We start from the raw sequence: 24,549 nt of genomic DNA, 5'->3' as shown, positions 1-24,549 counted from the left end.
AAAACTAATTGAATCGTTCAAAAGGCTATAACTCGATTTTCGCATTTGTAGTAGTTTTACTTCTCATAGTAGTATTTATCGAATATGGTAAGGGATTTATTTCTAATAATTCAGGAGCCTATTCTACAACTTCTTTTGCAGAAGATATAAAGGCTGGCAAAGTTGCATATGCAACGATAATGCCTAACGCCGAGACTCCAACTGGTGCAGTAAAAGTCAATTTTAATGACGGAACAGAAGAAGTAACTTTCTATACAACTGATGTTACAGTCATTGAGAAGCTTTTGACAGACAATGGAATAAAACATGAAGTAGAGGATGTTCCATCAGACAATATTCTCATCACAGGCATTATTCCTGTAATCGTAGGCCTTGTGGTAATGGTATTCATTTTCACTATGTTTACCAATATGCAGGCTTCCGGTTCAGGCAATAATCGTATGATGAATTTTGGTAAGAGTAGAGCAAGAATGTCTTCAAGTGAAGACAACAAGATCAGACTCGATGATGTAGCAGGACTTAAGGAAGAAAAAGAGCAGCTTTCAGAGATCATTGAGTTTTTGAAAGATCCAGAGAAATTCACCAGAGTTGGCGCAAGGATTCCTAAGGGCGTTCTCTTAGAGGGTGCCCCTGGTACAGGTAAGACACTTCTTGCAAGAGCAGTTGCCGGTGAGGCTGGAGTTCCATTCTTTATCATTTCGGGCTCAGATTTTGTGGAGATGTTCGTAGGTGTTGGTGCATCAAGAGTAAGAGACCTCTTTGCAGAAGCCAAAAAGAACGCGCCTTGTATCATATTTATCGATGAGATCGATGCAGTAGCAAGACGCCGCGGAACAGGTATGGGCGGTGGACACGATGAAAGAGAGCAGACTCTTAACCAGATGCTCGTAGAGATGGATGGTTTTGGTGTAAACGAAGGCATCATCGTTATGGCAGCTACTAATAGGGTAGATATTCTTGATCCAGCTATCCTGCGTCCAGGACGTTTCGACAGAAAGATAACTGTTACCAGACCTGATATTGGTGAGAGAGAAGCAATTCTTAAAGTTCATGCTCGTAACAAGCCTCTTGCAGATGATGTTGATCTCAAGACGGTTGCTCAGACTACAGCAGGATTTACAGGTGCAGATCTTGAGAATCTGTTAAATGAATCTGCGATCCTTGCAGCTACTAGTGATAGAAAATTTATTACGCAGAGTGATATCAACAGTTCTTTTACCAAGATCGGTATTGGTACAGAGAAGCATAGTAAGATCGTTTCTGATAAGGAAAAGAAGATAACAGCTTACCATGAGACTGGACATGCGATCCTTATGCATGTGCTTCCAGATGTGGGACCTGTTCACACTATTTCTGTTATTCCTACAGGACTTGGGGCAGCGGGCTACACTATGCCACTTCCTGACAAGGATGATATGTTCCTTTCAAGAAATCGTATGCTTGAGGATATCATGGTATCTCTTGGCGGTAGAATAGCTGAGGAGATCATCTTTGGTGATATCACAACAGGAGCATCAAGTGATATCAGAAAAGCTACTCAGGAAGCCAGAAGCATGGTTACAAAGTATGGTATGTCTTCAAATATCGGAGTTATCAACTATGATGAAAATGAAGAGGACGTATTTATCGGATACGATATTTCTCACAAGAAGAATCACAGTGAGCTCATAGCAGGCGAAATCGATAAGGAAGTTAAGGCTATCATCGACAAGTGCTATGCTAAAGCAAAAGAGATCATTCTTCAGTATGAAGACGTTCTCCACAGTAGCGCAAAGCTCTTAGTAGAAAAAGAAAAGATTGGCAGAAAAGAATTCGAAGAATTATTCGAAGGAAAAGCTATTTCTGAAGAATTTGAATTAGAAATATAATTGTGCAATGTGCACAAAAATGAGAAGCTGTTTTTGACATATTTGTGAAGTATTAGTCTTTACGCGGGTTTGGGTGGATGTTAGTATAATATGCGTAACCCCCCAATACATTATATAGTTTTTTGCTATACCCCATAAGAAAGAAATACCTTCTCTAAAAAAGACAGCTTCCGCTGTCTTTTTTGCATTATAGGGGATTTATGGACACAAGATATCTTTTCCATGATATGACCATGGATTATTTAAGGCCAACAGAGCCTGATAAAAACAGAATCACAGACTTTCGTTTTAGATGTAAAAGCGGGGATGCAAGTGAAGTGACACTTGTTTTTGGCGGCGAAAGACATTCAATGAATCTTTCTGAGCAGGAAGGATTGTTTGATTATTATGATGCTTCCTTTAGCGTTGGCGCTGTACCACAGAGCTACTATTTTGAAATAAAAGGAACTGATGGTTCTGTGTATTTCTATGATAAAAGAGGTGCTGTCAAAGATATAAGTGACAGCATGTGCTTTAAGATCTTTCCGGGATTTTCTACTCCTAACTGGGCCAAAGGTGCTGTTATGTATCAGATCTTTGTTGAGAGATTCAATAACGGAGATACCAGCAATGATGTCCTTTCAGGGGAATATTTCTATAATGGAAGCTTAGCTAAGCAGATAACTGAGTGGAGTCAGTATCCTGATCCAAAGAGGGACTTTAACGAATTCTACGGTGGTGATCTGCAGGGCGTTATTGATAAGCTTGATTATCTCAAGGATTTAGGAATAGAAGCGATTTACTTTAATCCTATCTTTGTTTCTCCTTCATGCCACAAATATGATACTCAGGACTATGACCACATAGATCCACATTTTGGTGTCATTATTGAAGATGGTGGAAATCTTCTCAAAAATGGAGACAGTGACAATACCCATGCTACAAGGCATATCAAAAGAGTTACCAGTGCAAAGAACTTAGAAGCTAGTGATAAACTCTTTGCAAAGCTTGTAAGCGAAGCTCACAAACGCGGTATTAAGATCATTCTTGATGGCGTATTTAATCACTGTGGATCATTTAATAAGTGGCTTGATAAAGAAAGAATATATGAAAACAGCAAGGACTTTAAAAAAGGAGCTTACATAGCGCAGGATAGTCCTTATCACGATTATTTCTCATTTAAGGATAGCTCATGGCCATATAACAATAGTTATGATGGATGGTGGGGCTATGATACACTTCCTAAGCTAAATTACGAAGGATCCAAGGAACTGGAAGAATATATTCTCGGAGTTGCCAAAAAATGGGTTTCTGAGCCATATAATGCCGATGGATGGCGCCTTGATGTGGCTGCAGATATTGGCCATTCTCCAGAGTATAACCACAAATTCTTTAAGAGATTCAGAGAAGAGGTCAAGAAAGCTAATCCTAATGCAATTATCTTAGCTGAGCACTATGGACCAGCCAAGGAATGGCTTCAGGGCGATGAATGGGATACAGTCATGAACTATGACGCATTCATGGAGCCTGTAACCTGGTTCCTTACTGGTATGGAGAAGCACAGCGATGAGTTTAAGCCTATAAGAGTAGGCAACGCCAGAGAGTTTTTTGACACCATGTTATATGCAGGTGGAGAGAACTTCAGCATGCCATCTCTTTATACAGCAATGAATGAGCTCTCTAATCACGATCATTCCAGATTCCTCACGAGGACAAGCCAGAAGGTCGGACGATGCGATACACTTATGCCAGCGTCTGCAGAAACAGGTATTAAGAAGCCTGTAATGAGAGAGGCAGTCATGATACAGATGACATGGCCAGGCGCTCCAACAATCTACTATGGCGACGAAGCAGGTGTTTGTGGATTTACAGATCCTGATAACAGACGTACATATCCTTGGGGCAACGAGGATAAAGAAATGCTCGCCTACCACAAAGAGCTCATAAAGATACACAAAAAATACAGAGAGCTCAAGACAGGTTCAATCAGAGAGCTTGCTGGAGATAATAACTTTATTGCTTACGGAAGATTCAATAGAACAGCAGCATCTGTAGTAGTTATCAATAACAATGAATTTGAGGTAACAAAAGAGATAGATGTTTCACTGATTGGAATTCCTAAGGATGCAGTGTTAAAAGAGGTTGTTCTAACCGATGGAAAGGGCTACACTACTGAGCTTTCAAATAGCAGAGTTAAAGATGGCATATTGACCGTGACTCTTTCAAGGCTGTCGGGAATGATTTTCAGATATGATAGTCATGCTCCGATAACATCAGAAGAATTCTGGTCTGACAACTTCCTAAACTTTGGCTGATTGTTAACACTTTAACTTTATTTTTTTGAGCAACAAGTATATAATGTTCTTAACTGTTAATAAAACATAAACAAGGGAGATAAACAAATGTTAGTATCCGCAAAAGACATGCTTGTAAAAGCAAAAGAAGGCCACTATGCAGTAGGCCAGTTCAACATCAACAACCTGGAGTGGACAAAATCAGTTCTTTTAACAGCAGAAGAGCTTAAGTCTCCTGTTATTCTCGGTGTTTCTGAGGGTGCTGGTAAATACATGACAGGCTTCACAACTGTTGCAGCTATGGTTAAGGCTATGGACGAGAGCCTTGGAATCACAGTTCCTGTTGCTCTTCACCTTGATCATGGTACATACGAAGGATGCTATAAGTGCATCAAGGCTGGATTCACATCAATCATGTTTGATGGATCACACTACGATATCGAAGAGAACGTTGCTAAGACTCAGGAGCTTGTACACGTTGCTCATCAGCTTGGTCTTTCAATCGAGGCAGAAGTTGGTTCAATCGGTGGTGAAGAAGACGGCGTAGTAGGAATGGGTGAGTGCGCTGATCCAGATGAGTGCAAGAGAATCGCTGATCTTGGCGTAGATATGCTTGCAGCTGGTATCGGTAACATCCACGGTAAGTATCCAGAAGGATGGCCAGGACTTAGATTCGACGTTCTTGATGCTATCCAGCAGAAGACAGGTGTTATGCCTCTCGTTCTTCACGGTGGTACAGGTATCCCAGCAGATATGATCAAGAAGGCTATCACACTTGGCGTTTCTAAGATCAATGTTAATACAGAGTGCCAGCTTTCATTTGCTGATGCAACACGTAAGTATGTTGAGGCTGGTAAGGATCTCGAAGGTAAGGGATTTGATCCTCGTAAACTTCTTGCTCCTGGTGCTGAAGCTATCAAGGCTACAGTTAAGGAAAAGATGGAACTCTTCGGATCAGTTGGAAAGGCTTGATAAGAGCAATTCTGAAAGGCGAAGCCAACAGGCTTCGCCTTTTTTCTATTATTAGGTAGGGGGCTAGGTTTATGCATAACGAGTTAACAAGAAAAGATATTCAGGACATGGAGGCAGAAATAGAGCACCGCAAGGTGGTTGTCAGAAAAGAGCTTCTTGAACATGTCAAAGAAGCAAGAGCTCAAGGTGACCTATCAGAAAATTTCGAGTACTACGCTGCCAAGAAAGCCAAGAACCAGAATGAGAGCAGAATCAGGTTTCTGGAGAGAATGATCAAAACTGCTACAGTTATTGATGACGATACCAAAGAAGATCAGGTTGGCATGAATAAAACAGTAGTAGTAAAATTAGATGAGGACAACAGCGAAGAAACGTATAAAATTGTTACAACAATGCGTCAGAATTCTTTAAAGGGACTTATCAGTATCGAGTCTCCGCTTGGAAAACAATTACTTGGACATAAAGTAGGAGACCATGTTACTATTAAAGTGAGCGACGATTTTAGTTACGGCGTAACGATAATTAATATTGAAAATACTGGATTAACAGACGAGGACAAAATACGCGACTTTTAAGGAGGTCCATATGAGTGAATTGCATGTTTTTCAACCAGTAAACCCAGATGATATCGAGACTGGCCCATATAAGTTTGTCGGGGAAACAATACTTGTAACGACAGCTTCTGGCTCAAAGGTCAATATGATGGCTGCAAGATGGGGCGGTGTAGGTTATATCTGGAACAAGAGAGTTGTTTTTATATTTGCCAGAAAGAGCAGATATACAAGAGAACTCCTAGATGAGTCGGGGGAATTTTCCATAAGCTTCATGGATCAGGAAAAGTATCGTGGCGCCATGAAGTATATCCATTCAGTATCTGGAAGAGACGAGGACAAGATTGCCGCAGCCAGACTGAATGTAAATTATTATGAGGGAATACCTTTTGTAGACGAAGCTAGAGAGATCATAACATGCAAGGTAATTTACTCAAGAGAGTTCGATGAAGCGGGTATCATCGATGAATCGATCAAACAAGACTTCTACGATGCAGGAGACTATCACGTAGTTTATATCGGAGAAGTAAAGACGATCTTGCTTAGATAACGCAAACAAGTAGTATTACGAGGGAATTATGAAGAGCCACAAGCTAGAAAAAACCTTTGTAAGTATTATTTTGCAATTTGCATTTATCATCTGCATGCTGGCTGGCTGCGGATCATCGTATCCGAAGCCTACTAGTATTGCGTCTTTAGGAGCTGCGCCAAGAACAGGTGAAAAGGAAGCGACGTTTGAAGCTCCATCGGACGATTCTAAGCCAAAGAACGTAGAAGAAAACGGTAAGATAACAATTCGTATCGCTACCTGGTATCAGGAAGAGTATTTAGGAAATCTAAAATCATATCTAACCAGAACATTTCCAGATGTCACATTTGAATTTGTTTATATAGACAAAAATCATTATGAATCAATAATCGATTCGCAATTATCCTACAGAGAAGCACCAGACATATTATATGTTGATCAAGGTATGGCCAGAAAGCATGCTCTGACCAGATATATCACACCACTTACAGATATAACGCAAGAGTTTAACAGGTATAGCAGAGAAGCTTTTACCTATGGAAATGAGATTTATGCCGTACCAAATACCAGTAGTTATAAGTGCTTGTATTATAACAAGGGTCTTTTTGAAAAATACGGGTTAAAGGTACCTCAAAGTTATGAAGAGTTTCTGGAAAATGCAGTATATACAAGAGAAACTCTTGGAATGAAGGTGTGTTCTGCGGCGCTTAAGGATTACGCCAATATCTCAGAAAGTGCTCAGGCTTTTTTACAGGCATCTTATTTTGACACAGAAGAAGGAAGCCATTTTGGTGAAAGGTTAGGGTACGGAAGAGCATCATTCTATAACGATCTGTATCCTTATTTGTCAGATTGGGAAAAACTCATCACATATGAGGTCTTTAGACCTGAAATGTACACCATGGACCAGAAGGCTGCCATACAGGAATTTGCAAATGAAGAAACATTTATATTAGCGGGAGGTCCTGAAGATTATAACAGGATAAAGGTTGCAAATCCCGATATTTCGCTAGGAACAATGCCATTTTGTGGAACAGCAGATGGAACGCCAATCCTGATAGGGGGATGTGACTGCGGATTTGCAGTAAACACTTACGGTGATCATAGACAATTATCAAAAGAAATAGTGACAAGCCTTGCTAGTGCCGAAGGACAGAGAGAATTATGGAATGACCGAGTTGGAAGCATGAGCTATTTAAAGGGACTAACTATAGCAAATCCTGACACATTTGATGGAATAGAACAGGCCCTTAAACATAAAGGCTTGTTTATGCCTTATTACAGCTGGGGAGAGAACTGTGACAACATCAATATGATCTTAGGAAAAGAACTGCAGAGAGTGTTGCTTGGAAAAGAGACAACAAATATGGCACTTATGCAGGTTGATATAAAGGTGAAAAAGTTACTGAAGGATGAATAACTTTGTGGTGAGGATAATAGATGAGAGATCAAAAGCTTACAAGGTTAGATAATATTAAGATCAAAACACAGCTTAGGATGGTATTTCTGTTTCTTATAGTAATACCTATAGTCATCCTGGGCCTTTACTCATATATCTTAGCCAGAAATAACCTTAATGCTCAGACTAAGGTATCAATCCAGGGCGGAGTCAACGTTATTTCCAATGGTCTTGATAATAATGCCAAAAGAGAAAGCGATGTACTTAAGTTCTTTTCCTATGAAGAAGCACTTAGATACAAGATCGAACATGCAAAAGAGGATCCATTCTCTATCACTGAGGAAATGACAGAAAACATAGAGCCGCTTATCTGGTACTTCATTGGTAGTGACTCCAATATTGAGAATATCAAACTTTATTCAGATTGCCTCGAGCAACAGCATATCGGCGAGTTTATCAGTAAGCCTACAGATGAGACTATCATGAAATGGTATGAAAAATGCCATGATGAATACGACACAATGTGGATGGTTGATGATGAGGGAGAAATCTATATAGTCAAAGCCCTTTTGGATGTAAATACATCATCCAAGGTTATTGGAATGGCAACCCTCAAACTCAAGAAGGATAATTTCTTTAGTATCATCAATCAGTCCAGCTATCTAAATAACGGAATACTGCTGATCGATGAAGAGGGGAATATTGTTGGCCAGAAAAAGCTAAATAATGAAGCTTTAGATGATGCAGTCATTCAGGACATCAGAGATGAAAAATTGGAAAAAGATAGCGAAGGCTTTGTTGTCAGTGACCAATATTTCCTTTTGGAATCAAACGAGATCTCAAATGGTTGGAAACTTTACTACTATGTTGACAGAAATGAGATGGTTGCTGACGTATTCTCACTTCTTAGTTCAGATATTGTTATAGCGGGAGTTATCTTTATAATTGCTTATGTCATAGCGACACTGTTCTCAAGAAGACTGAGCTACAGGATCATAAGACTCAATGACGCAGCCAATGAGATCAAAAGAGGAAATCTCAATGTCAGGATCAACGACGAAGGCAAGGATGAGATTGGTGAACTTTCTGATTCCATGCAGGCCATGGCTATTAAGTTAAATGACATGGTTGAGGAAATCAATCGCAGAAATAAGGCAGATCTTTTGGCTAAGGAAAGTGATATTCATTATAGAGAATGGCTGTTTGATTTTGTAGTAGAAAGAAATAACGATATACTTGCAGTAGTAAACGTAGAGAATTATACATGTAATTTCATTACATCCAATGCTGAAACAGTACTCGGAATTTCACTTGATACGTTGAAGGAAGATGTAAGAAGCATAGCTACTGCCCAGAAGGCTGAAGGAACAGACAAACTTGATAATATCATCATGAGTAGCATCAAGTCAGGCGAAGCCATCATCCTCGAAGAGATCAAATTTGAGAACGTAAAAACAGGAGAGCAGCTCTTTTACCGAGGCGTCGTAATATGTACCTATGACGATGGTGGTAAGCGAATGGCCATAGCTCTTTATGACAGAACTCAGGAAATAAAGAGAAATCATCAACTTCAGGAAGCGCTTAATGCTGCAGAGACAGCCAATAAGGCAAAGACAAGCTTCCTTGCAAATATGTCCCATGACTTTAGGACGCCTATGAATGCTATTACTGGCTTTAATCTGCTGATAGAAAAGCATGCTGACGATCCGGATAAGGTAAAAGAGTATACACACAAGATAAGTCTTGCGTCGCATAACCTTCTTGGATTATTGAATGATGTACTTGATATGAGTAAGATTGAGAGCGGAAAGACTACTCTTGATATTAAAGAGATGGCAATTGGACTTTTGCTTGAGGAGATCAACTCGGTCATCAGTTTCCAGGCAAAAGCAAAAGATCAGGAATACATCGTAAATATTGAAGAGATGGAACATGACATGTTCATGGGCGACAAGCAGAGGATCAACGAGATACTCATGAATATTCTTGGAAATGCCATCAAATATACTCCAGAAGGCGGAAAGATAGAGTTTCTGATAAAAGAAACGCCGTCTTCCTCAGAAGGCTTCCAGAATGTGGAGTTTACTGTCAGAGATAACGGCATGGGAATGAAGGCTGAATATATCGACAAGATCTTTGATGCGTTCTCAAGAGAAGAAACAGGTGCAACGAAGAGTATTCAGGGAACAGGACTTGGTATGGCTATCACCAAGAGCCTTGTAGAACTCATGGGAGGAACTATCAGGGTAGAGAGTGAAGAAGGAAAGGGAAGTACCTTCATTGTTAACCTTAGACTTAAAGCTGTAGATGAGAACGATGTAGATTTCTGGAAAGGCCATGGAATCAGCACTGTAATGTTTGTAACAGAGAATCGTACGCAGACAGAGCAGCTGCGAGCAGCATTTGAGGCTGACAAGATAGAGATCATTGATACTAAGAACGGATTTGAAGCAATCCATGCGATAGAAAACTGTAATAGTGCAGGTAAACTCGTGGACCTGATACTCATAAATGATATATTGAGCGACATGACAGCAGCAGAGCTCATCAGAGAGATCAGGTCAAAAGACCGAAGAAACAACAGTCTAATATTTGTGATGGCAGAGAACTTTGCAGCAATAGAAGATGATGCAAAGGCAGCAGGCGCCAATGAAATAGTTCAAAAGCCGCTGTTTGTCTCCAATCTTAAGCAGATATTTGAAGACATTACCAGCAGAGCCGCTGGTACAGATAACAAAGAAGTTGTTAATCCGCTTCAGGGAATGAAGTTCCTTGCAGCAGAAGATAATGACATCAATGCAGACATTCTTATAGAACTCATGAATATGGAAGGCGCAACAGTTACGCGAGGCTGCAACGGTCAGGAAGTTGTAGATATGTTCAAAGAGGCAAAAGAAGGCGATTATGATATGATCCTAATGGATATTCAAATGCCAGTAATGAATGGCTACGAGGCTGCTGCAGCTATCAGAAGCCTTGAGTCAGATTGGGCTCAGAGAATACCTATTATTGCCATGACTGCCAATGCCTATGCAGATGATGTACAGCATGCCTTTGATGCAGGAATGAATGCACATGTAACTAAGCCAATTGACATCAAGGTAGTTGAAAAGACAATTCTTGAATTCAAGCAATGAAAAGACGGAGGGAAAGACAGTGAACAATATTAAGAAAGTGACAGAAGATATTTATTGGATCGGAGGAAGCGACAGAAGGCTAGAGAGGTTTGAAAACATCTTTCCTATTCCTGAAGGTGTATCCTACAACAGTTATTTTATCGACGATGAGAAAAAAGCGGTGTTTGACACGGCAGATATCACGGTATCAGATCAGTATCTTGAGAATTTAAAAGAAGCGCTTGCAGGAGGGAAGCTTGATTACCTTGTGGTCCTTCACATGGAACCTGATCATTGCTCGCTTATCAGTACAGTGGTAAGTCTTTTCCCGGAAGTAACGGTGGTTGGCAGTGCCAAGACCTTTACTATCATGGAGCAGTTCTTCCCAGAAGCAGCTTCTTTTAACAAGTTAGAGGTGAAAGAGGGAGATACATTATCTACAGGTAAGCATACCTTTAGTTTCATCGCAGCACCTATGGTCCACTGGCCAGAAGTCTTGATGGCTTATGACGATGTTTCAAAGGGACTTTTTGCTGCGGATGCATTTGGAACCTTTGGAGCTTTAGATGGCGGAATCTTTGCAGATGAATACGACTATGAAAAAGATTTTCTGGAGTCCGCAAGAAGATACTATGCAAACATCGTTGGAAAATACGGAATGCAGGTTCAGGCTGTTCTTAAAAAGGCAGCAGGCCTTGATATCCAGATGATCATGTCACTTCATGGACCTGTTTGGAGAAAAGATATCAAGTGGCTCCTTGATAAGTATGAAAAGTGGAGTACATATAAGCCTGAAGAAGATTCAATATTCCTGGTTTATGGAAGTCTTTACGGACATACAAAGAGTGCGGCGGAGGCAGTAGCTTCTAAGTTAAGAGAAAAGACAGATAAAAACATCAAGGTTTACGATGTGTCAGGCACAGATGTTTCATATCTTATCAGCGAAGTGTGGCGCTGCAGCAAAGTGGTTATCATGTGTCCTACATATAACAATGGTATCTACCCTCCAATGGAGAGCTTTTTAAATGACATGATCGCTCTTGGTGTTCAGAACAGGACATTTGCCCTTGCTCAGAATGGAACCTGGGCACCAGTTACTGGAAAACTTATGACAGAAAAATTACAAAACCTTAAAAATGTGACAATACTCGAAAACGTGTTGACAATAAAGAGTGCGCTTCATTCCAGCGATGAAGATGCAGTGGAAGCATTTGCAGAGGCAATAGTCAAAGCTTGATAAAATGCGCTTAATTGGGTATATTATTGAGAGTAAGTCATATTTTATGGAGGGATGTTGTGAAAAGAAATATTAGACTTAAAAAGATTCTTATGGCAGCTTTGACAGCAGTTACAGTATTAACTGCAACAGGCAGCTATAGCATAGTAAATCATGGGGCAGGGGAAGTTGCTGAGGCAGCAGGCAGAGTTGTTAAGATCAATTCATGTACTATCTCAGGCGACAACGTAGTAGTTAACGTATCAGCTAGCTCACTTCCATCATCAGATGATGGAAAGTATTACCTCTATGCTGATGAAGTATATCAGGACGGAACAGTAGGAAAGGTAGTTGCAACAACAGAAAGAGCTTCTAATGCAACATTTACATTCCCACTTAATCATTACACAGCTGAGTCAAACCTCAGTAAGAAGTTCCTTGTAGCAGTTAAGAGCGGCGGTTCAATGTGTCAGGTAAGTGATGAACATTACATCACAAACCCAGAAGCAATAGCAACCAAGACAGTAGCCCGTAACGATCACGGTATGAAGGGTATCCTTCCAAATACTGCAGATGCAGCGACATTCAAAGATCTTGGTGTTGCACAGATGGTTTATAACCTTTACATGGGCGATATCGTAGGACCATCATCAGATCCAGCACAGCCAACAACAGAGTTCACATATAATGGTGCAACATATCAGTTCAACACAGCAGCACTTGCACAGTATGACGGATTTGTTCGCTGGTGCTCACTCAATAATTTCCAGCTTACTATGACTGTTCTCAATAACAAGACAGCAGCTGGTGCAGACCTTATCCATCCTCTTTCAAGAGATGCTCATGTTTGCCCAGGTTACGCTATGAACACAGACGAGGATGGCGGTACACAGCATATCAAGGCTATCGCAGCATTCCTTGCTCAGAGATATTCAGGCGGAGCATATGGAACAGTTGATAACTGGGTAGTTGGTAACGAAGTAAATGCCAGAACAGAGTGGTATTACATGAACTCAACAAACATTGAGCTCAACGTTAGTGAGTATGTTAAGGCATTCCGTATCTTCTACAATGAGATCAAGGCAGTTAATGCTAATGCCAGAATTTATACATCATTCGACCAGGAATGGAACAGAAAGTCTAATCCAGGATGCTTCCTTTCAAAAGAGTATCTTGATAGATTCAACTACTACATGAACCGTGAAGGTAACGTAGACTGGTCACTTTCAGTTCATCCTTACAACGCACCACTTTTTGATCCATATGCTTGGAAGCAGCAGGCACAGTATGTAAATACAACACTTGCAACTCCTTATATCACAATGGAGAACATATACATACTTACAGATTATATGTGCAGACCAGAGATGCTCGGACCAAATGGTAATGTAAGAAACATCGCGCTTTCAGAGATCGGTTTCACATCAAGCTTTGGCGAGGATGCACAGGCAGCTTCAATCACATATGCTTACACAATGGCAGAGAACAATCCATACATCACAAGCTTCATCCTGTTTAGAGAGACTGATGATGCTCACGAGATGGAGAGCCATATCGCTCAGGGTCTTAAGAACCTCGATGGATCCAAGAAGATGTCTTATGATTTCTACAAGTACCTTGGAACTGCACAGGCTGCTACATATAAGGCTAAGGCGTCAGAAATAATCGGACATGACGTAAATGCACTTGTAACAAACAGAACATTCCTCTCAAGAGGTGGATGGTTCCTTAACGACTAATAAGGAAAGTATTACAAGGCGGTATTACCTTTATGGTTAAATGCCGCCTTTTATCATATTTACAATTTGGGGGTAATATGGATAGAGATTTTTTGGGGAGCATGTATAACGATTTTTTTGCTAGCACTCCCAAGACTACGGATGTGACAAAAAAAGATAAGACCGATGATGCGGTGAAGAACGCTCAGGATGCCCTTGCAGAGGCAAAAGAGATTTTGAAATCAAGCCCGGTTCCTGACAATGCCGTTAATGAAGAGCCTGAGAAGGAAAAAGAGCCTGAAACAGATCCTATGGAGGATCTTGAGGGACTTATTGGACTTTCTACTATCAAGGCGGATGTAAAAGAACTTGCATCATTCGTAAAGGTTCAAAAGGCAAGAAAAGAGCAGGGACTTAAATCGGTACCTGTATCACTTCACCTTGTATTTACAGGTAATCCTGGAACAGGTAAGACAACAGTTGCCAGGATTATAGCAAGAATCTATAAACAGATAGGAGTTCTTTCTAAGGGACAGCTTGTAGAAGTTGACAGATCAGGGCTTGTAGCAGGCTATGTTGGTCAGACAGCCATCAAGACTCAGGAGCAGATCAAAAAAGCCATGGGTGGAGTCCTTTTTATCGATGAAGCCTATTCACTTGCTCAGAAAGACGATGCCTTCGGACAGGAAGCTATTGATACTATACTTAAGGCAATGGAAGATAACAGAGATGACTTTGTTGTTATCGTAGCAGGATATACTGGTCCTATGAAAAAATTCATAGACAGTAACCCTGGGCTTAAGTCCAGATTCAATAAGTACATTGAGTTCCCAGACTATGAACTTGATGACCTTGAAAAGATCTTTTACATGAATTGCGACAAGTATGACTATAAGGTTGATGAGGAGATCAAGCACCAGATCAGAGCTCTCATTACAGCTAAAAAGCTCGAGAATATCGACAATTTTGCAAATGCAAGAGAAGTTCGAAATCTCTTTGAGACCATCATTACTAATCAGGCTAGAAGAGTTGCAACTCTTGAGAACCCAACTAATGATGATATGATGACAATTCTGCTTGAGGATTTAACGGAGAAAGATCCGGAAGAGGATAAGGCTGAAGAAAAGACTGAGGAAAATACTGAAGAAACAGCTACAGAAGAAGTAAAATCAGAAGAAAAAGAACAATAAAAAAGTCGGGGCAACAGGATTCGAACCTGCGACCTCTGCGTCCCGAACGCAGCGCTCTACCAAGCTGAGCCATGCCCCGAATAATGCATAAATGCACTATTTATTATAAGTTACAGTTATGAAAAGTCAAGATAAGTAGTGTGTTAGTGGAAGGATATGTATGACAAAAAGACCGACAGATGCGGCTATTTTAATTCCAAGTCTTAATCCGGATAACAAGATAATAGAGCTAGTAAAAAAGCTTAAAGAAGCTGGATTTCGCACTATAGTATGTGTAGATGATGGATCATCAGAAGAGCATAGACATTTCTTTGATGAGCTAAAAAATGTGTACGGATGTGATGTACTTAGACATTGTGTGAACATGGGAAAGGGAAGAGGCATAAAGACAGGCCTTAATCATATTCGCAACAATTATCCGGAGGTTCCGGGCGTTATCACAGTAGATAGCGATGGACAGCACTCTACAGAAGATACATTTAAGTGCGCAGAGGAGATGATAGCACATCCTGACTCTGTTATATTTGGATGTAGAAGATTCAAAGAAGAGGGAGTTCCGCTTAGGAGTTTTCTCGGAAATACCATAACAAGATGGGTCATGAGACTTTTATGTGGCATTAAGCTTAGTGATACCCAGACAGGGCTGCGTGCTATACCATGGGATCTTATCACCACTTTTGTAAATGCAGAGGGCGAGCGATATGAGTATGAGATGCAACAGATCCTTATGTGTAAAGAGCTGGGAATTCCTATCATTGAGGTTCCAATAAAGACCATATACATTGATGAAAATAAGAGTTCACACTTCAATCCTCTTAGGGACTCTATCAAGATTTATGCTCAGTTTGGAAAATTTATCTTTTCTTCACTGTCATCAGCATTTATCGATATAGCTCTTTTCACACTTATGGTCAAACTCATTAAGGGAAGTTTTGGTGGAAGTGATATCTACATTTCAATTGCGACTGTAACAGCAAGGGTAATATCAGCTATATGGAACTTTGGGATGAACAAAAGAGTCGTATTTAAGTCCAAAGCAGAGCTTCATAGGAGTGGATTTAAGTATGCGGCACTTGCCGTGTGCCAGGTACTCATGAGTGCTTTCCTTGTCACACTGTTCCATAGATTAACAGGTGGAAATGATACAGTGATCAAGATAATAGTAGATACGATGCTGTTTTTCATAAGTTATCAAATACAAAGAGAGATAGTTTTTAAGTAATATTATAAATCAAGATAAGAAATCGGATGCTCAAATAGGGCATCCGATTTGTTTTTTAAAGAATCCATTGTCTCAAAAGGCTCAGAAAAGACACAAAAGAAATTAGAAATATTTAATAATTTCAAAATTGAATGGTCTACGGTAATACGATAACATTTTATTACAAAGCAGTGTGGACTAGATTGGTTTTTTATTTCTTTTGGTTGAGGTGTCTATGACTCGATATCAGTATCAGTATGTAGAGAAAAAACTAATAGAGAGTAGCCTGATTCCATTTGGTGTTTTTCAGCGAGTGGGTGATCAAACAGTGGCGATAGCGATTACCAAAGGACTGTGCGAACTTTTTGGCTTTACTGACATGCAAGAGGCTTATGAGATACTTGATAAGGATATACACTACGGATGTCATCCTGATGACCTGGAGAGGATGACTGATATGTATAGGCGCTTGATGATAGAAGATGAAGTAAAAACCATGTATAGAAAAATGGTAGCTGGAAAGTACATGGTGTTTAGATTCCACGCGGTTCTTATCCACAAAGAAGAGGGAGTTGATCTGATAAATGCGTGGTTTGCAAATGAAGGCCCATATATCGAAAATGATAATACGGATACATATACAGGTGTTATCTCGAAGGCAGTTCTTGAAAGGACGCAGCTTTATTATTTTAACCATGATTTCCTGACGGGACTTCCCAATATGAGCTACTTCTTTGAGCTGGCTGCTCATGGAAGAGACGAAATTATAAACAGCGGAGAAGTGCCATGCATGCTGTTTTTTGACCTTTGTGGCATGAAGGGCTTTAATCAGAAATACAGTTTTGCTGAGGGCGATAAGCTTCTGACAGAGTGCGCAAGGATGCTTTCAAAGTGTTTTGGGCGTCATAATTGTGGAAGGTTTGCGGGAGATCATTTTTGCGCATTTACCAGTGTAACAGGAATGGAAAAGAAACTAGAGGAAATCCTGGATGAAGTAAAAGATTTAAATGAAGGCAGGAGTTTACCAGTGAGGATAGGTGTGTATATACCTATCGATAAGATCGTTGCTCCAAGTATTGCTTGTGATAGAGCAAAAAGAGCTTGCGATGCAGTCCGAAACAATTATTATTCATGCATTAGCTATTTTGATAAAGAGATGCTTAAAGCATCAGAGGAAAAAGAATACATTGTCACAAATCTTGATAAAGCGTTAGAAGAGGGATGGATCAAAGTTTTTTACCATCCTATTATCCGTGCTGCAAATGGAAAAGTAAGTGATGAGGAGGCTCTTGCTAGGTGGGAGGATCCAAAACATGGAATGATCATGCCGTCTGTGTTCGTTCCGATCCTTGAAGATGCAAGACTTATTTATAAGCTTGATCTGTACGTTGCTCAAAAAGTAATAGAAAAGGTCAAGATACAGATAGAGCGGGGAATCTTTATTGGGCAGCAGTCGATCAATATTTCCAGAACCGATTTTTACATTTGCGATATAGTAGATGAACTCACAAAGCTGGTAGATGAAGCCAAGATACCGAGACAAATTCTGACAATAGAGATAACAGAAAGCAGCATAGGCGTCGATGTCGAGTATATGAAAGGGCAGATAGAGCGCTTCCATGAACTTGGATACAAAGTGTGGATGGATGATTATGGAAACGGCTATTCGTCACCTGAACTGCTTCAGGAGATACATTTTGATACCATTAAGCTTGATATGCAATTCATGAGAAGATTTAATGAGGGTGATTCCAGCAAGATCATCATGACCGAGTTGATCAAAATGGCCTGTGCGCTGGGAATTGAAACAGTAGCAGAAGGAGTTGAGACACTAGAACAGGTTGAGTTTTTGAAAGAAGTGGGATGTACTAAGCTTCAGGGCTATCATTACACTGAACCGCTATCTATAGAAAAACTCTTTGAAAGATTTAATCAGGGGATGGAAATCGGATTTGAAAATCCTAAAGAGTCAGACTATTACACAACAGTAGGAAAGATAAGTCTTTATGATCTCCACATGTCTGCCGAAGGCGATGAAGAATTATTTACGAACTATTTTGATACATTGCCGATGGCAATCATGGAAGTCAGCGACAAGAATTTTTGGATTGTCAGGTCCAACAAACCATACAAGGAGTATTTTAAGAAAACATTTCCAGGCTTTGATATAGATGGTATTGCAGATATTGAGGTAATGAAAAAGAAAAGGGGCGCAGCGTTTTGCAATGCGCTTGTGCAGTGTGCAAAAGACGGAAGAAGGATCATCATAGATGAAAGATCTGTAGATGGGGCAATCATGCATGTTTTGATCAGAAGAGCTGCAATTAATCCTGTTACAGGTGTAAGGGCACTGGTGGTGGCTATTCTGGGAATAATTGAAGAGACAGGCGGAGAAGCACTTACTTATTCTTATGTAGCGCAGGCTCTTTCATCTGACTATATCAATTTGTTTTATGTGGATCTGGATACAGAAAAATACATTGAATATGGTTCTGGAGATGATTACGATGAACTCGCTATAGAACGGCATGGCAGTAGCTTTTTTGAAAATGCTAAGCAGATGGCAGAAATAGAGATCTACGAGGAAGATAGAGATTATTTTATAGAGACATTTACTAAAGAAAATGTTGAAAAAGCGCTAGATAATGAAGGTGTATTCACAATGTCATACCGCATAAATAAGGGTGAAGAGCCCATTTATGTGCATATGAAGATCGTACGAATAAAAATGAAGGGCAATTGCATAATAGTTGGATTAAGCAATATCAGTACTCAGATGAAGGAAAGAGAAAAGGTTGAAAGGATTGAAGAGGAAAACCGTTCGTATTCAAGACTGGTAGCGCTATCTGAAAATTATATTACCATTTTTGCTGTGGATATAGAGACTGACCACTATATTAGAGTAAATGGAAAAAAAGCTAAGAATACTACAAGCGAAAAAGTGCCCGAAGGAGAGGACTTTTTTAATTATTTCATTTCTTCCAGAAGAGGGTACGTAGCACTGGGAGATATGGAGTATGTAGATAGCATGTTCAAAAAAGAAAAGATCATTAGAAAGATTGAGAAAGATGGAGCATTTACTTTAAAATACAGATTTGTCTATGAAGGTGAAATAAAGTATGCAGGGCTCAAGGCGGTTTTCGTAGAAGAAAAAGGGAAAAGGCAGCTAATAGTAGGTATTAGTGATGATACAGATGCAACAATACAGAGACAGCAAACAGAGCAGATGATACTAAGAGCTCGTAATGAAGCCAATGTAGATGCCCTGACCGGAGTAAAGAACAAAAATGCATATCTAAATACAGAAAAGCAGATCAATGAAATGATAAAAGAAAGCAGAGCTCCTGAATTTGCCATGATCGTTCTTGATATCAATGGTCTAAAAAAGATAAATGACAATTTTGGACATCAAGAAGGTGATAAATATTTAAAAAGAGGATGCGACATTATATGTAAGGTATTTAGGACCTGCCCGGTGTATAGAGTTGGCGGAGATGAATTCATCGTCATTGCACAAGGAAGAAGTTACCATAACATTGAAAAGATAATGCAGGTATGGGAAAGAACAAATGGAGAAAACAGCCAGAAAGATGATGTGGTCATAGCTGCAGGAATGGCTCGGTACAACGGCGAAAAGGACGTCGCCAGGGTTTTCGAAAAAGCAGATGCTCTTATGTACGAAAACAAGAAGAAGCTGAAAGAAAAAGAGAAGTGCTCGTGAGGGGGCGTAAATGGACCAAGGGGACGGGGTTAGTGGGGCATTTGAAAAATGACCCACTAACCCCGTCCCCTTGGTCCATTTCGCCATTGCACAAAAGAAAAAAAGGACATCCAACCGGATGTCCTTTTTTAGAGCGATAGACGGGGCTCGAACCCGCGGTCTCGACCTTGGCAAGGTCGCGCGTTACCAACTACGCCACTATCGCATATATGTAAAGTCGCTTGCGCGACAGCAATAGTTATATTATACCAATCAAAAAAATATGTCAACATAAAAATAAAATTTTTTTATACTGTTGACATAAGACTGTTATAGGTGTATATATAACACATAAACAGTTGCAACAATACATAAGGGGAAAAGAGATGAAGATATCACAGAATTCAGGAATTCCTATATATCAGCAGATTGCTGACAGCTTCAGAACAGACATCCTCGAAGGAAGATATTCACAAGGCGAGTACTTACCTTCTATAAGAGGCCTGGCTAAGGAGCTAAAGATAAGTGTTATCACAACCATTAAGGCATATGAACAGCTTGAAGCTGAGGGCATGGTAACAGCAGTTCAAGGCAAAGGCTACTATGTCAACGCCCAGGACGGTGAAATGCTCAAGGAACAGCACAGACGTAAGGTTGAGGATGCGCTTCTTGAGGCTATCAAATATGCAAAGATAGCAGGAATGAGCGATGAAGAATTATTCGAAACGCTCAAGACATTACAGAATTTTGAGGAGGAATGAACATGAATACAAACACAGTTGTATCTTGTAAGAACATAGAAAAAAGATATAAGAACTTCGAACTTAAGGTAGACAGCCTTGATTTCCCAAAGGGCTTTGCTACTGCTCTTATCGGAGAAAATGGTGCTGGTAAGACTACTCTTTTAGAGCTTATTGCTGGTCTTCGCCTTGAACATGAGGGCGACATCAGTTACTTCGATAAATATACTGAGAGCGACAGAGAGACTGATCCTACTGTCAAAAACAACATCGGCTACACAGGAACCAGCAACTACTTTGTTCCTAACTGGAGCCTCAAGCAGGTAAAAGAAGCTCAGGACATGCTCTTCGATGACTTCGATGGCAACAAATATGATCAGATTCTTAATGAACTTGCTATTTCTGATCCATCAAAAGATAAGAATAAGAAAGTCAGTTCTTTATCAGATGGTAATAAGATCAAGCTTATGCTTGCAGGCGTATTTGCAAGAGAAACAAATCTTTTACTTATGGATGAGCCTGCATCTCCACTTGATCCTCTTATGAGAGACAAGCTCTGTAGCATGATAAGAGAATATCTTGAAGCGGGAGAGGGCGAGAAATCCGTTATCTTCTCAACTCACAACATTGCAGACATGGAGAATGTTACAGATTATGCTGTTATCGTAGAGAACGGATCAATTGCTGAACAGGGATTTGTTGAGGAGTTAAAAGAAAAGTACACATACGTTAAGGGTGATAAAGCAGATGAAGAAACTGCTAAGCCTTTCTTTTACGATATGACATCAAGCAGCTTTGGATTTGAAGGTCTTTGTCTTTCAGAAAATCTTGATAAGCTGGCTGGTCTTGATCTCATAACAGAAACACCTACGTTGTCACAGCTTGCAGTTGGAATAATGAGAGCCAACACCAAGCTTACAGCAATCAAATAATAGGAGATATGATCAATGAAGGAATTATACAGAAAACATTGTCTCTTTCATGGAGACATTTACAATATCGTGATGTTCATTGTCGTTCCGATAGTCGTAGTTCTTTTACACATTTGGATGCAGTCCCTCATCGACGTATTGAATGTTTCTAATCTTGCTGTATTAATGATGTTTGTAGGAATGTATGCTGATTACTATTCATTCAATGGCTTGACCACCAAGGACTATCCATTAGGAATTTTCAAAAATTCAATAAAAGGTAGAGATGCTATCAAATGGGCTATTATCGCCGACCAGATCAGAAGATTTGTTCAGATAGTATTTATCTATATTGTCTGCAATGCAATTACTATGAAAATGTTGCAGGTAGAATTAACTTCCATGGACTGGATCTTGACGTTAGTATGCATTCTCTTTGTATATGCCTCTATAACCACTGTTATCCTGATTGGAAGGAACATAACAACCTTTGCAGCATACACAGGCTTTTCAGGAATACTTATGTCTATAGCTGGAGTGATCGTGAGTCTTGCTCTGTTTTACAGATACTGCCAGGGGGAGGCTGATCCAATGAACTGGCTTCCAATAGTGTTTGTACTGGCTGTTTTCAGTACGGGAGTCATGATCAAATATACACTTTATAGATATGACAGAAGTTTTATGGAGGAAAAATACCATGATAAATGATTATAAAAAAGCCTTTAAACTTATGACACTTAGCCCAAAGTTTAAGATGCAGATAATCTTAGCTAGTATATTTTTTATACTTGGAGTCGTTTTAGATGTTGCCTCAACAGGCGCAACAGTAACGGGTGGCGTATATGTCTTTATACCTGCAATATCAATGATGGAGCTATTTTATGGAGCGAACGAATCTGGTCTTATCAAGTCTTCACCCATCAAGAAAAAGACTCTGACCTATTTTCCATTTTTGGTCACAACCCCTTATTCTCTCATAGTATACACATTACTGGCACTCTATCACGCGTATCTTTCACGCATTGATAGCCCTATGTCAGTAGTAGATGAATATGCCATGCAGGTAAAATACATCTATGCTCTTGGTTTACTTGTTCTTTTACTTCTTGTATATTCAGCAGCGTGCTATAAAGGATTTGTTTTATCTACAATAGTCTTTGTTATTATTGTGATCCCGCTTATTGGCTGCTCTCAATCCAAATATCTCTTTTTGGACTTTTTTGGAGCTCAGGACATCAATGTAGCTATTGGAATCGGATACCTGCTGGTATTACTGGGATTAGTTCTTTCAATGGCTATAACAAGACTATTTTACTTTAGAGATATAGACAGACTCTCCATGAGAGGCATCATGAAAAATGCATAAGCTTTAGAAAAACAAAACCTCAGATGTTACCATCTGAGGTTTTAATATTTTTATATCTCGTCGCAAACCTGATAGATCACGAACTTAAGGTAATATGACGCAGCACCGCCAACGAGGATTGGATGGTCTGCAGCCTGCTGTCTGAATTCAACCTGCTTGAGTCTCTTGTGCGCATCTCTTGCAGCATCCTGAATAGTCTTAAGGAACAGTTCTTCATCCATAAAGTGTGAGCATGAACATGTTGCAAGATATCCGCCATCCTTGACTAGCTTCATACCGCGCATGTTGATTTCTTTATATCCTGTAGTAGCCTTCTTGATCGAAGCTCTGGATTTAGTAAATGCAGGCGGATCAAGGATAACTACGTCAAACTTCTCCCCCTTTTTCTCAAGGTCAGGAAGAAGTTCAAATACATCAGCGCACTGAAAGGTTGCTACACTCTCAAGGCCGTTAAGTCTAGCATTTTCTTCTGCCTGCTTGCAACCAAGGTCAGATGCATCAACGCCTAGAACTGAACTTGCTCCTGCTGCCGCGCAGTTAAGAGCAAATGAGCCAGTATGTGTGAAGCAGTCCAGAACTTTTTTGCCCTTACAAAAAGAAGCTATGGCCTTTCTATTATTCTTTTGATCCAGGAAAAATCCCGTCTTCTGGCCATTTTCTACATCAACATAGTACTTAACACCGTTCTCAGTAATAATAACCTTTGTATCAAATGGCTCTCCAATAAAGCCTTTTACTCTCTCTAACCCTTCAAGCTCTCTTACCTTTGCATCACTTCGCTCATACACACCGCGGATCTTGACGCCATCTTCAAGGAGAACTTTTTTGCAAAGGTCAATGATCAGCTCTTTCATTCTGTCTGTTCCAAGAGCAAGTGACTCGATTACCAGAACATCTGAGAACTTATCAATTGTTATCCCTGGAAGAAAATCAGCTTCTCCAAAGATGAGTCTGCAAGACAGCTGCTCAATTGGCTCATTTGTAGCCATGACAGCCTTTCTGTACTCCCAGGCATCACGGATTCTTTTCTCAATAAGCTCCTTGGTTACAGGGTGATCCTGTTTGCGGGACATCATCCTTATCCTGATCTTGGATACTGTGTTGATAAATCCGTATCCCATGAAATATCCGTCGAAATCATGAAGCTCGATGATATCTCCATTTTCAAAAGAGCCTTCGACTCTTTCTATCTCATTATCATAAACCCAAAGGCCGCCTGCCTTGAGTTCTCTTCCTTGTCCTCTTTTTAGAAATGCTTTTGCATCAGAAATCTTTATATCCAAATCTAATTCCTCTCGATAACTTAGTACAATCATTATTTGCCAACGCAAGATAATATACCACATTTTTGTAAATACATGTTGACAATATACTAAATTTATTCTAAAATCAATTCGTTGTCACAGTTGTGACGGCCACATATATGCGATAGTGGCGTAGTTGGTAACGCGCGACCTTGCCAAGGTCGAGACCGCGGGTTCGAGCCCCGTCTATCGCTCTACTGATAGGACATCCTTTGGGATGTCCTTTTTTGTTATGTGGATCTGGGGACGGGGGTACTGGGTCCATTACTTCTTCTTATTACAGGCGATAAATTATAGATAATTTTGCTAAAGACTCTTCTCATGTATTATTTACCCAAGCAAAAAGCCACAGAGCACGAGCATGCTTACACAAAGGCGCTTTTAGCCTCAATTCCAATCCCTGATCCGGAGAAAGAAAAGGAAAGAAGAAGCAAACAGCTTTATTAATTAAACGCGCCAACGCATAAATTATTTAAAGTGATAAAGTTTTTGTTG

At 40.0% G+C, this 24,549-nt stretch carries 17 protein-coding genes and 3 tRNA genes; 17 read left to right on the top strand and 3 right to left on the bottom strand.

Annotated features, from left to right (window positions below; genetic code table 11):
• Positions 1 to 8: 8 nt before the first annotated feature.
• From ftsH to bhn_RS14190, 10 genes are all read left to right on the top strand, one after another.
• Positions 9 to 1,868: an ATP-dependent zinc metalloprotease FtsH gene (gene ftsH / locus bhn_RS14235; protein WP_071177308.1), complete on the top strand. Its 1,860-nt coding sequence runs from the start codon at positions 9 to 11 to the stop codon at positions 1,866 to 1,868.
• A 200-nt stretch (positions 1,869 to 2,068) separates the two neighbouring features.
• Complete coding sequence (locus bhn_RS14230; RefSeq protein WP_071177307.1) at positions 2,069 to 4,162, top strand: alpha-glycosidase; 2,094 nt, start codon at positions 2,069 to 2,071, stop codon at positions 4,160 to 4,162.
• 87 nt (positions 4,163 to 4,249) lie between these two features.
• Complete coding sequence (fba, locus tag bhn_RS14225; RefSeq protein ID WP_071177306.1) at positions 4,250 to 5,113, top strand: class II fructose-1,6-bisphosphate aldolase; 864 nt, start codon at positions 4,250 to 4,252, stop codon at positions 5,111 to 5,113.
• 71 nt (positions 5,114 to 5,184) lie between these two features.
• Complete coding sequence (gene greA / locus bhn_RS14220; RefSeq protein WP_071177305.1) at positions 5,185 to 5,688, top strand: transcription elongation factor GreA; 504 nt, start codon at positions 5,185 to 5,187, stop codon at positions 5,686 to 5,688.
• A gap of 10 nt (positions 5,689 to 5,698) precedes the next feature.
• On the top strand, positions 5,699 to 6,214 hold the full coding sequence (locus bhn_RS14215) for a flavin reductase family protein (RefSeq protein WP_071177304.1): 516 nt from the start codon (positions 5,699 to 5,701) through the stop codon (positions 6,212 to 6,214).
• A 28-nt stretch (positions 6,215 to 6,242) separates the two neighbouring features.
• Complete coding sequence (locus tag bhn_RS14210) at positions 6,243 to 7,613, top strand: ABC transporter substrate-binding protein (protein ID WP_071177303.1); 1,371 nt, start codon at positions 6,243 to 6,245, stop codon at positions 7,611 to 7,613.
• Between the two features lie 20 nt (positions 7,614 to 7,633).
• The gene (locus bhn_RS14205) at positions 7,634 to 10,729 is read left to right on the top strand and encodes a response regulator (RefSeq protein WP_071177302.1); all 3,096 of its coding nucleotides are present in this window, start codon (positions 7,634 to 7,636) and stop codon (positions 10,727 to 10,729) included.
• Positions 10,730 to 10,748: 19 nt separating this feature from the next.
• Complete coding sequence (locus tag bhn_RS14200) at positions 10,749 to 11,945, top strand: FprA family A-type flavoprotein (RefSeq protein WP_083386030.1); 1,197 nt, start codon at positions 10,749 to 10,751, stop codon at positions 11,943 to 11,945.
• Between the two features lie 59 nt (positions 11,946 to 12,004).
• Positions 12,005 to 13,663: a DUF5722 domain-containing protein gene (locus bhn_RS14195; protein ID WP_071177300.1), complete on the top strand. Its 1,659-nt coding sequence runs from the start codon at positions 12,005 to 12,007 to the stop codon at positions 13,661 to 13,663.
• A gap of 77 nt (positions 13,664 to 13,740) precedes the next feature.
• Positions 13,741 to 14,832: an AAA family ATPase gene (locus tag bhn_RS14190; RefSeq protein ID WP_236845937.1), complete on the top strand. Its 1,092-nt coding sequence runs from the start codon at positions 13,741 to 13,743 to the stop codon at positions 14,830 to 14,832.
• Positions 14,833 to 14,837: 5 nt separating this feature from the next.
• Here bhn_RS14190 and bhn_RS14185 read toward each other — a convergent pair.
• Positions 14,838 to 14,911, bottom strand: a tRNA-Pro gene (locus bhn_RS14185).
• Between the two features lie 81 nt (positions 14,912 to 14,992).
• Here bhn_RS14185 and bhn_RS14180 point away from each other — a divergent pair.
• Positions 14,993 to 16,054 carry a bifunctional glycosyltransferase family 2/GtrA family protein gene (locus bhn_RS14180; RefSeq protein ID WP_071177299.1) on the top strand — a complete coding sequence of 354 codons (1,062 nt, stop codon included), beginning with the start codon at positions 14,993 to 14,995 and terminating at the stop codon, positions 16,052 to 16,054.
• A gap of 214 nt (positions 16,055 to 16,268) precedes the next feature.
• A complete protein-coding gene (locus bhn_RS14175; RefSeq protein WP_071177298.1) occupies positions 16,269 to 19,754 on the top strand; it encodes a sensor domain-containing diguanylate cyclase in 3,486 nt (1,161 codons plus the stop codon).
• A 132-nt stretch (positions 19,755 to 19,886) separates the two neighbouring features.
• Here the strand turns inward: bhn_RS14175 and bhn_RS14170 are convergent.
• A tRNA-Gly gene (locus tag bhn_RS14170) sits at positions 19,887 to 19,959 on the bottom strand.
• A gap of 160 nt (positions 19,960 to 20,119) precedes the next feature.
• Between bhn_RS14170 and bhn_RS14165 the strand changes: the two genes are divergently transcribed.
• From bhn_RS14165 to bhn_RS14150, 4 genes are read left to right on the top strand one after another with little or no spacing between them, the layout of a single operon-like run.
• Positions 20,120 to 20,494, top strand: a complete 375-nt coding sequence (locus bhn_RS14165) for a GntR family transcriptional regulator (protein WP_071177297.1) — start codon at positions 20,120 to 20,122, stop codon at positions 20,492 to 20,494.
• A gap of 2 nt (positions 20,495 to 20,496) precedes the next feature.
• On the top strand, positions 20,497 to 21,405 hold the full coding sequence (locus bhn_RS14160) for an ATP-binding cassette domain-containing protein (protein ID WP_071177296.1): 909 nt from the start codon (positions 20,497 to 20,499) through the stop codon (positions 21,403 to 21,405).
• Positions 21,406 to 21,420: 15 nt separating this feature from the next.
• Positions 21,421 to 22,092 (top strand): hypothetical protein, encoded by a 672-nt coding sequence (locus bhn_RS14155; RefSeq protein WP_071177295.1) that lies wholly within the window; start codon positions 21,421 to 21,423, stop codon positions 22,090 to 22,092.
• Entirely contained in the window at positions 22,082 to 22,750 is a 669-nt protein-coding gene (locus tag bhn_RS14150; RefSeq protein WP_071177294.1) for a hypothetical protein, read from the top strand. Before bhn_RS14155 ends, bhn_RS14150 begins: the two co-directional genes overlap by 11 nt.
• Before the next feature lie 50 nt (positions 22,751 to 22,800).
• On the opposite strand, the gene bhn_RS14145 is transcribed toward bhn_RS14150, so the two are convergent.
• Positions 22,801 to 24,021 carry a class I SAM-dependent rRNA methyltransferase gene (locus tag bhn_RS14145; RefSeq protein ID WP_071177557.1) on the bottom strand — a complete coding sequence of 407 codons (1,221 nt, stop codon included), beginning with the start codon at positions 24,019 to 24,021 and terminating at the stop codon, positions 22,801 to 22,803.
• Between the two features lie 154 nt (positions 24,022 to 24,175).
• On the opposite strand from bhn_RS14145, the gene bhn_RS14140 reads away from it, so the two are divergent.
• Positions 24,176 to 24,248, top strand: a tRNA-Gly gene (locus bhn_RS14140).
• Positions 24,249 to 24,549: the final 301 nt, after the last annotated feature.

The organism is Butyrivibrio hungatei, assembly GCF_001858005.1.
GTDB lineage: Bacteria > Bacillota > Clostridia > Lachnospirales > Lachnospiraceae > Butyrivibrio > Butyrivibrio hungatei.
Note: the sequence above shows the minus strand (reverse complement) of the source record. Positions and strands in the feature narration are given on the sequence as shown.

Bases quoted from the DNA above. Each gene is read 5' to 3' on its own strand.
- bhn_RS14230 (WP_071177307.1), top strand. From the start codon at position 2,069: ATGGACACAAGATATCTTTTCCATGATATGACCATGGATTATTTAAGG.
- greA (WP_071177305.1), top strand. From the start codon at position 5,185: ATGCATAACGAGTTAACAAGAAAAGATATTCAGGACATGGAGGCAGAA.
- bhn_RS14155 (WP_071177295.1), top strand. From the start codon at position 21,421: ATGAAGGAATTATACAGAAAACATTGTCTCTTTCATGGAGACATTTAC.
- bhn_RS14180 (WP_071177299.1), top strand. From the start codon at position 14,993: ATGACAAAAAGACCGACAGATGCGGCTATTTTAATTCCAAGTCTTAAT.
- bhn_RS14175 (WP_071177298.1), top strand. From the start codon at position 16,269: ATGACTCGATATCAGTATCAGTATGTAGAGAAAAAACTAATAGAGAGT.
- bhn_RS14210 (WP_071177303.1), top strand. From the start codon at position 6,243: ATGAAGAGCCACAAGCTAGAAAAAACCTTTGTAAGTATTATTTTGCAA.
- bhn_RS14165 (WP_071177297.1), top strand. From the start codon at position 20,120: ATGAAGATATCACAGAATTCAGGAATTCCTATATATCAGCAGATTGCT.
- bhn_RS14160 (WP_071177296.1), top strand. From the start codon at position 20,497: ATGAATACAAACACAGTTGTATCTTGTAAGAACATAGAAAAAAGATAT.
- bhn_RS14215 (WP_071177304.1), top strand. From the start codon at position 5,699: ATGAGTGAATTGCATGTTTTTCAACCAGTAAACCCAGATGATATCGAG.
- bhn_RS14150 (WP_071177294.1), top strand. From the start codon at position 22,082: ATGATAAATGATTATAAAAAAGCCTTTAAACTTATGACACTTAGCCCA.
- fba (WP_071177306.1), top strand. From the start codon at position 4,250: ATGTTAGTATCCGCAAAAGACATGCTTGTAAAAGCAAAAGAAGGCCAC.
- bhn_RS14205 (WP_071177302.1), top strand. From the start codon at position 7,634: ATGAGAGATCAAAAGCTTACAAGGTTAGATAATATTAAGATCAAAACA.
- bhn_RS14190 (WP_236845937.1), top strand. From the start codon at position 13,741: ATGGATAGAGATTTTTTGGGGAGCATGTATAACGATTTTTTTGCTAGC.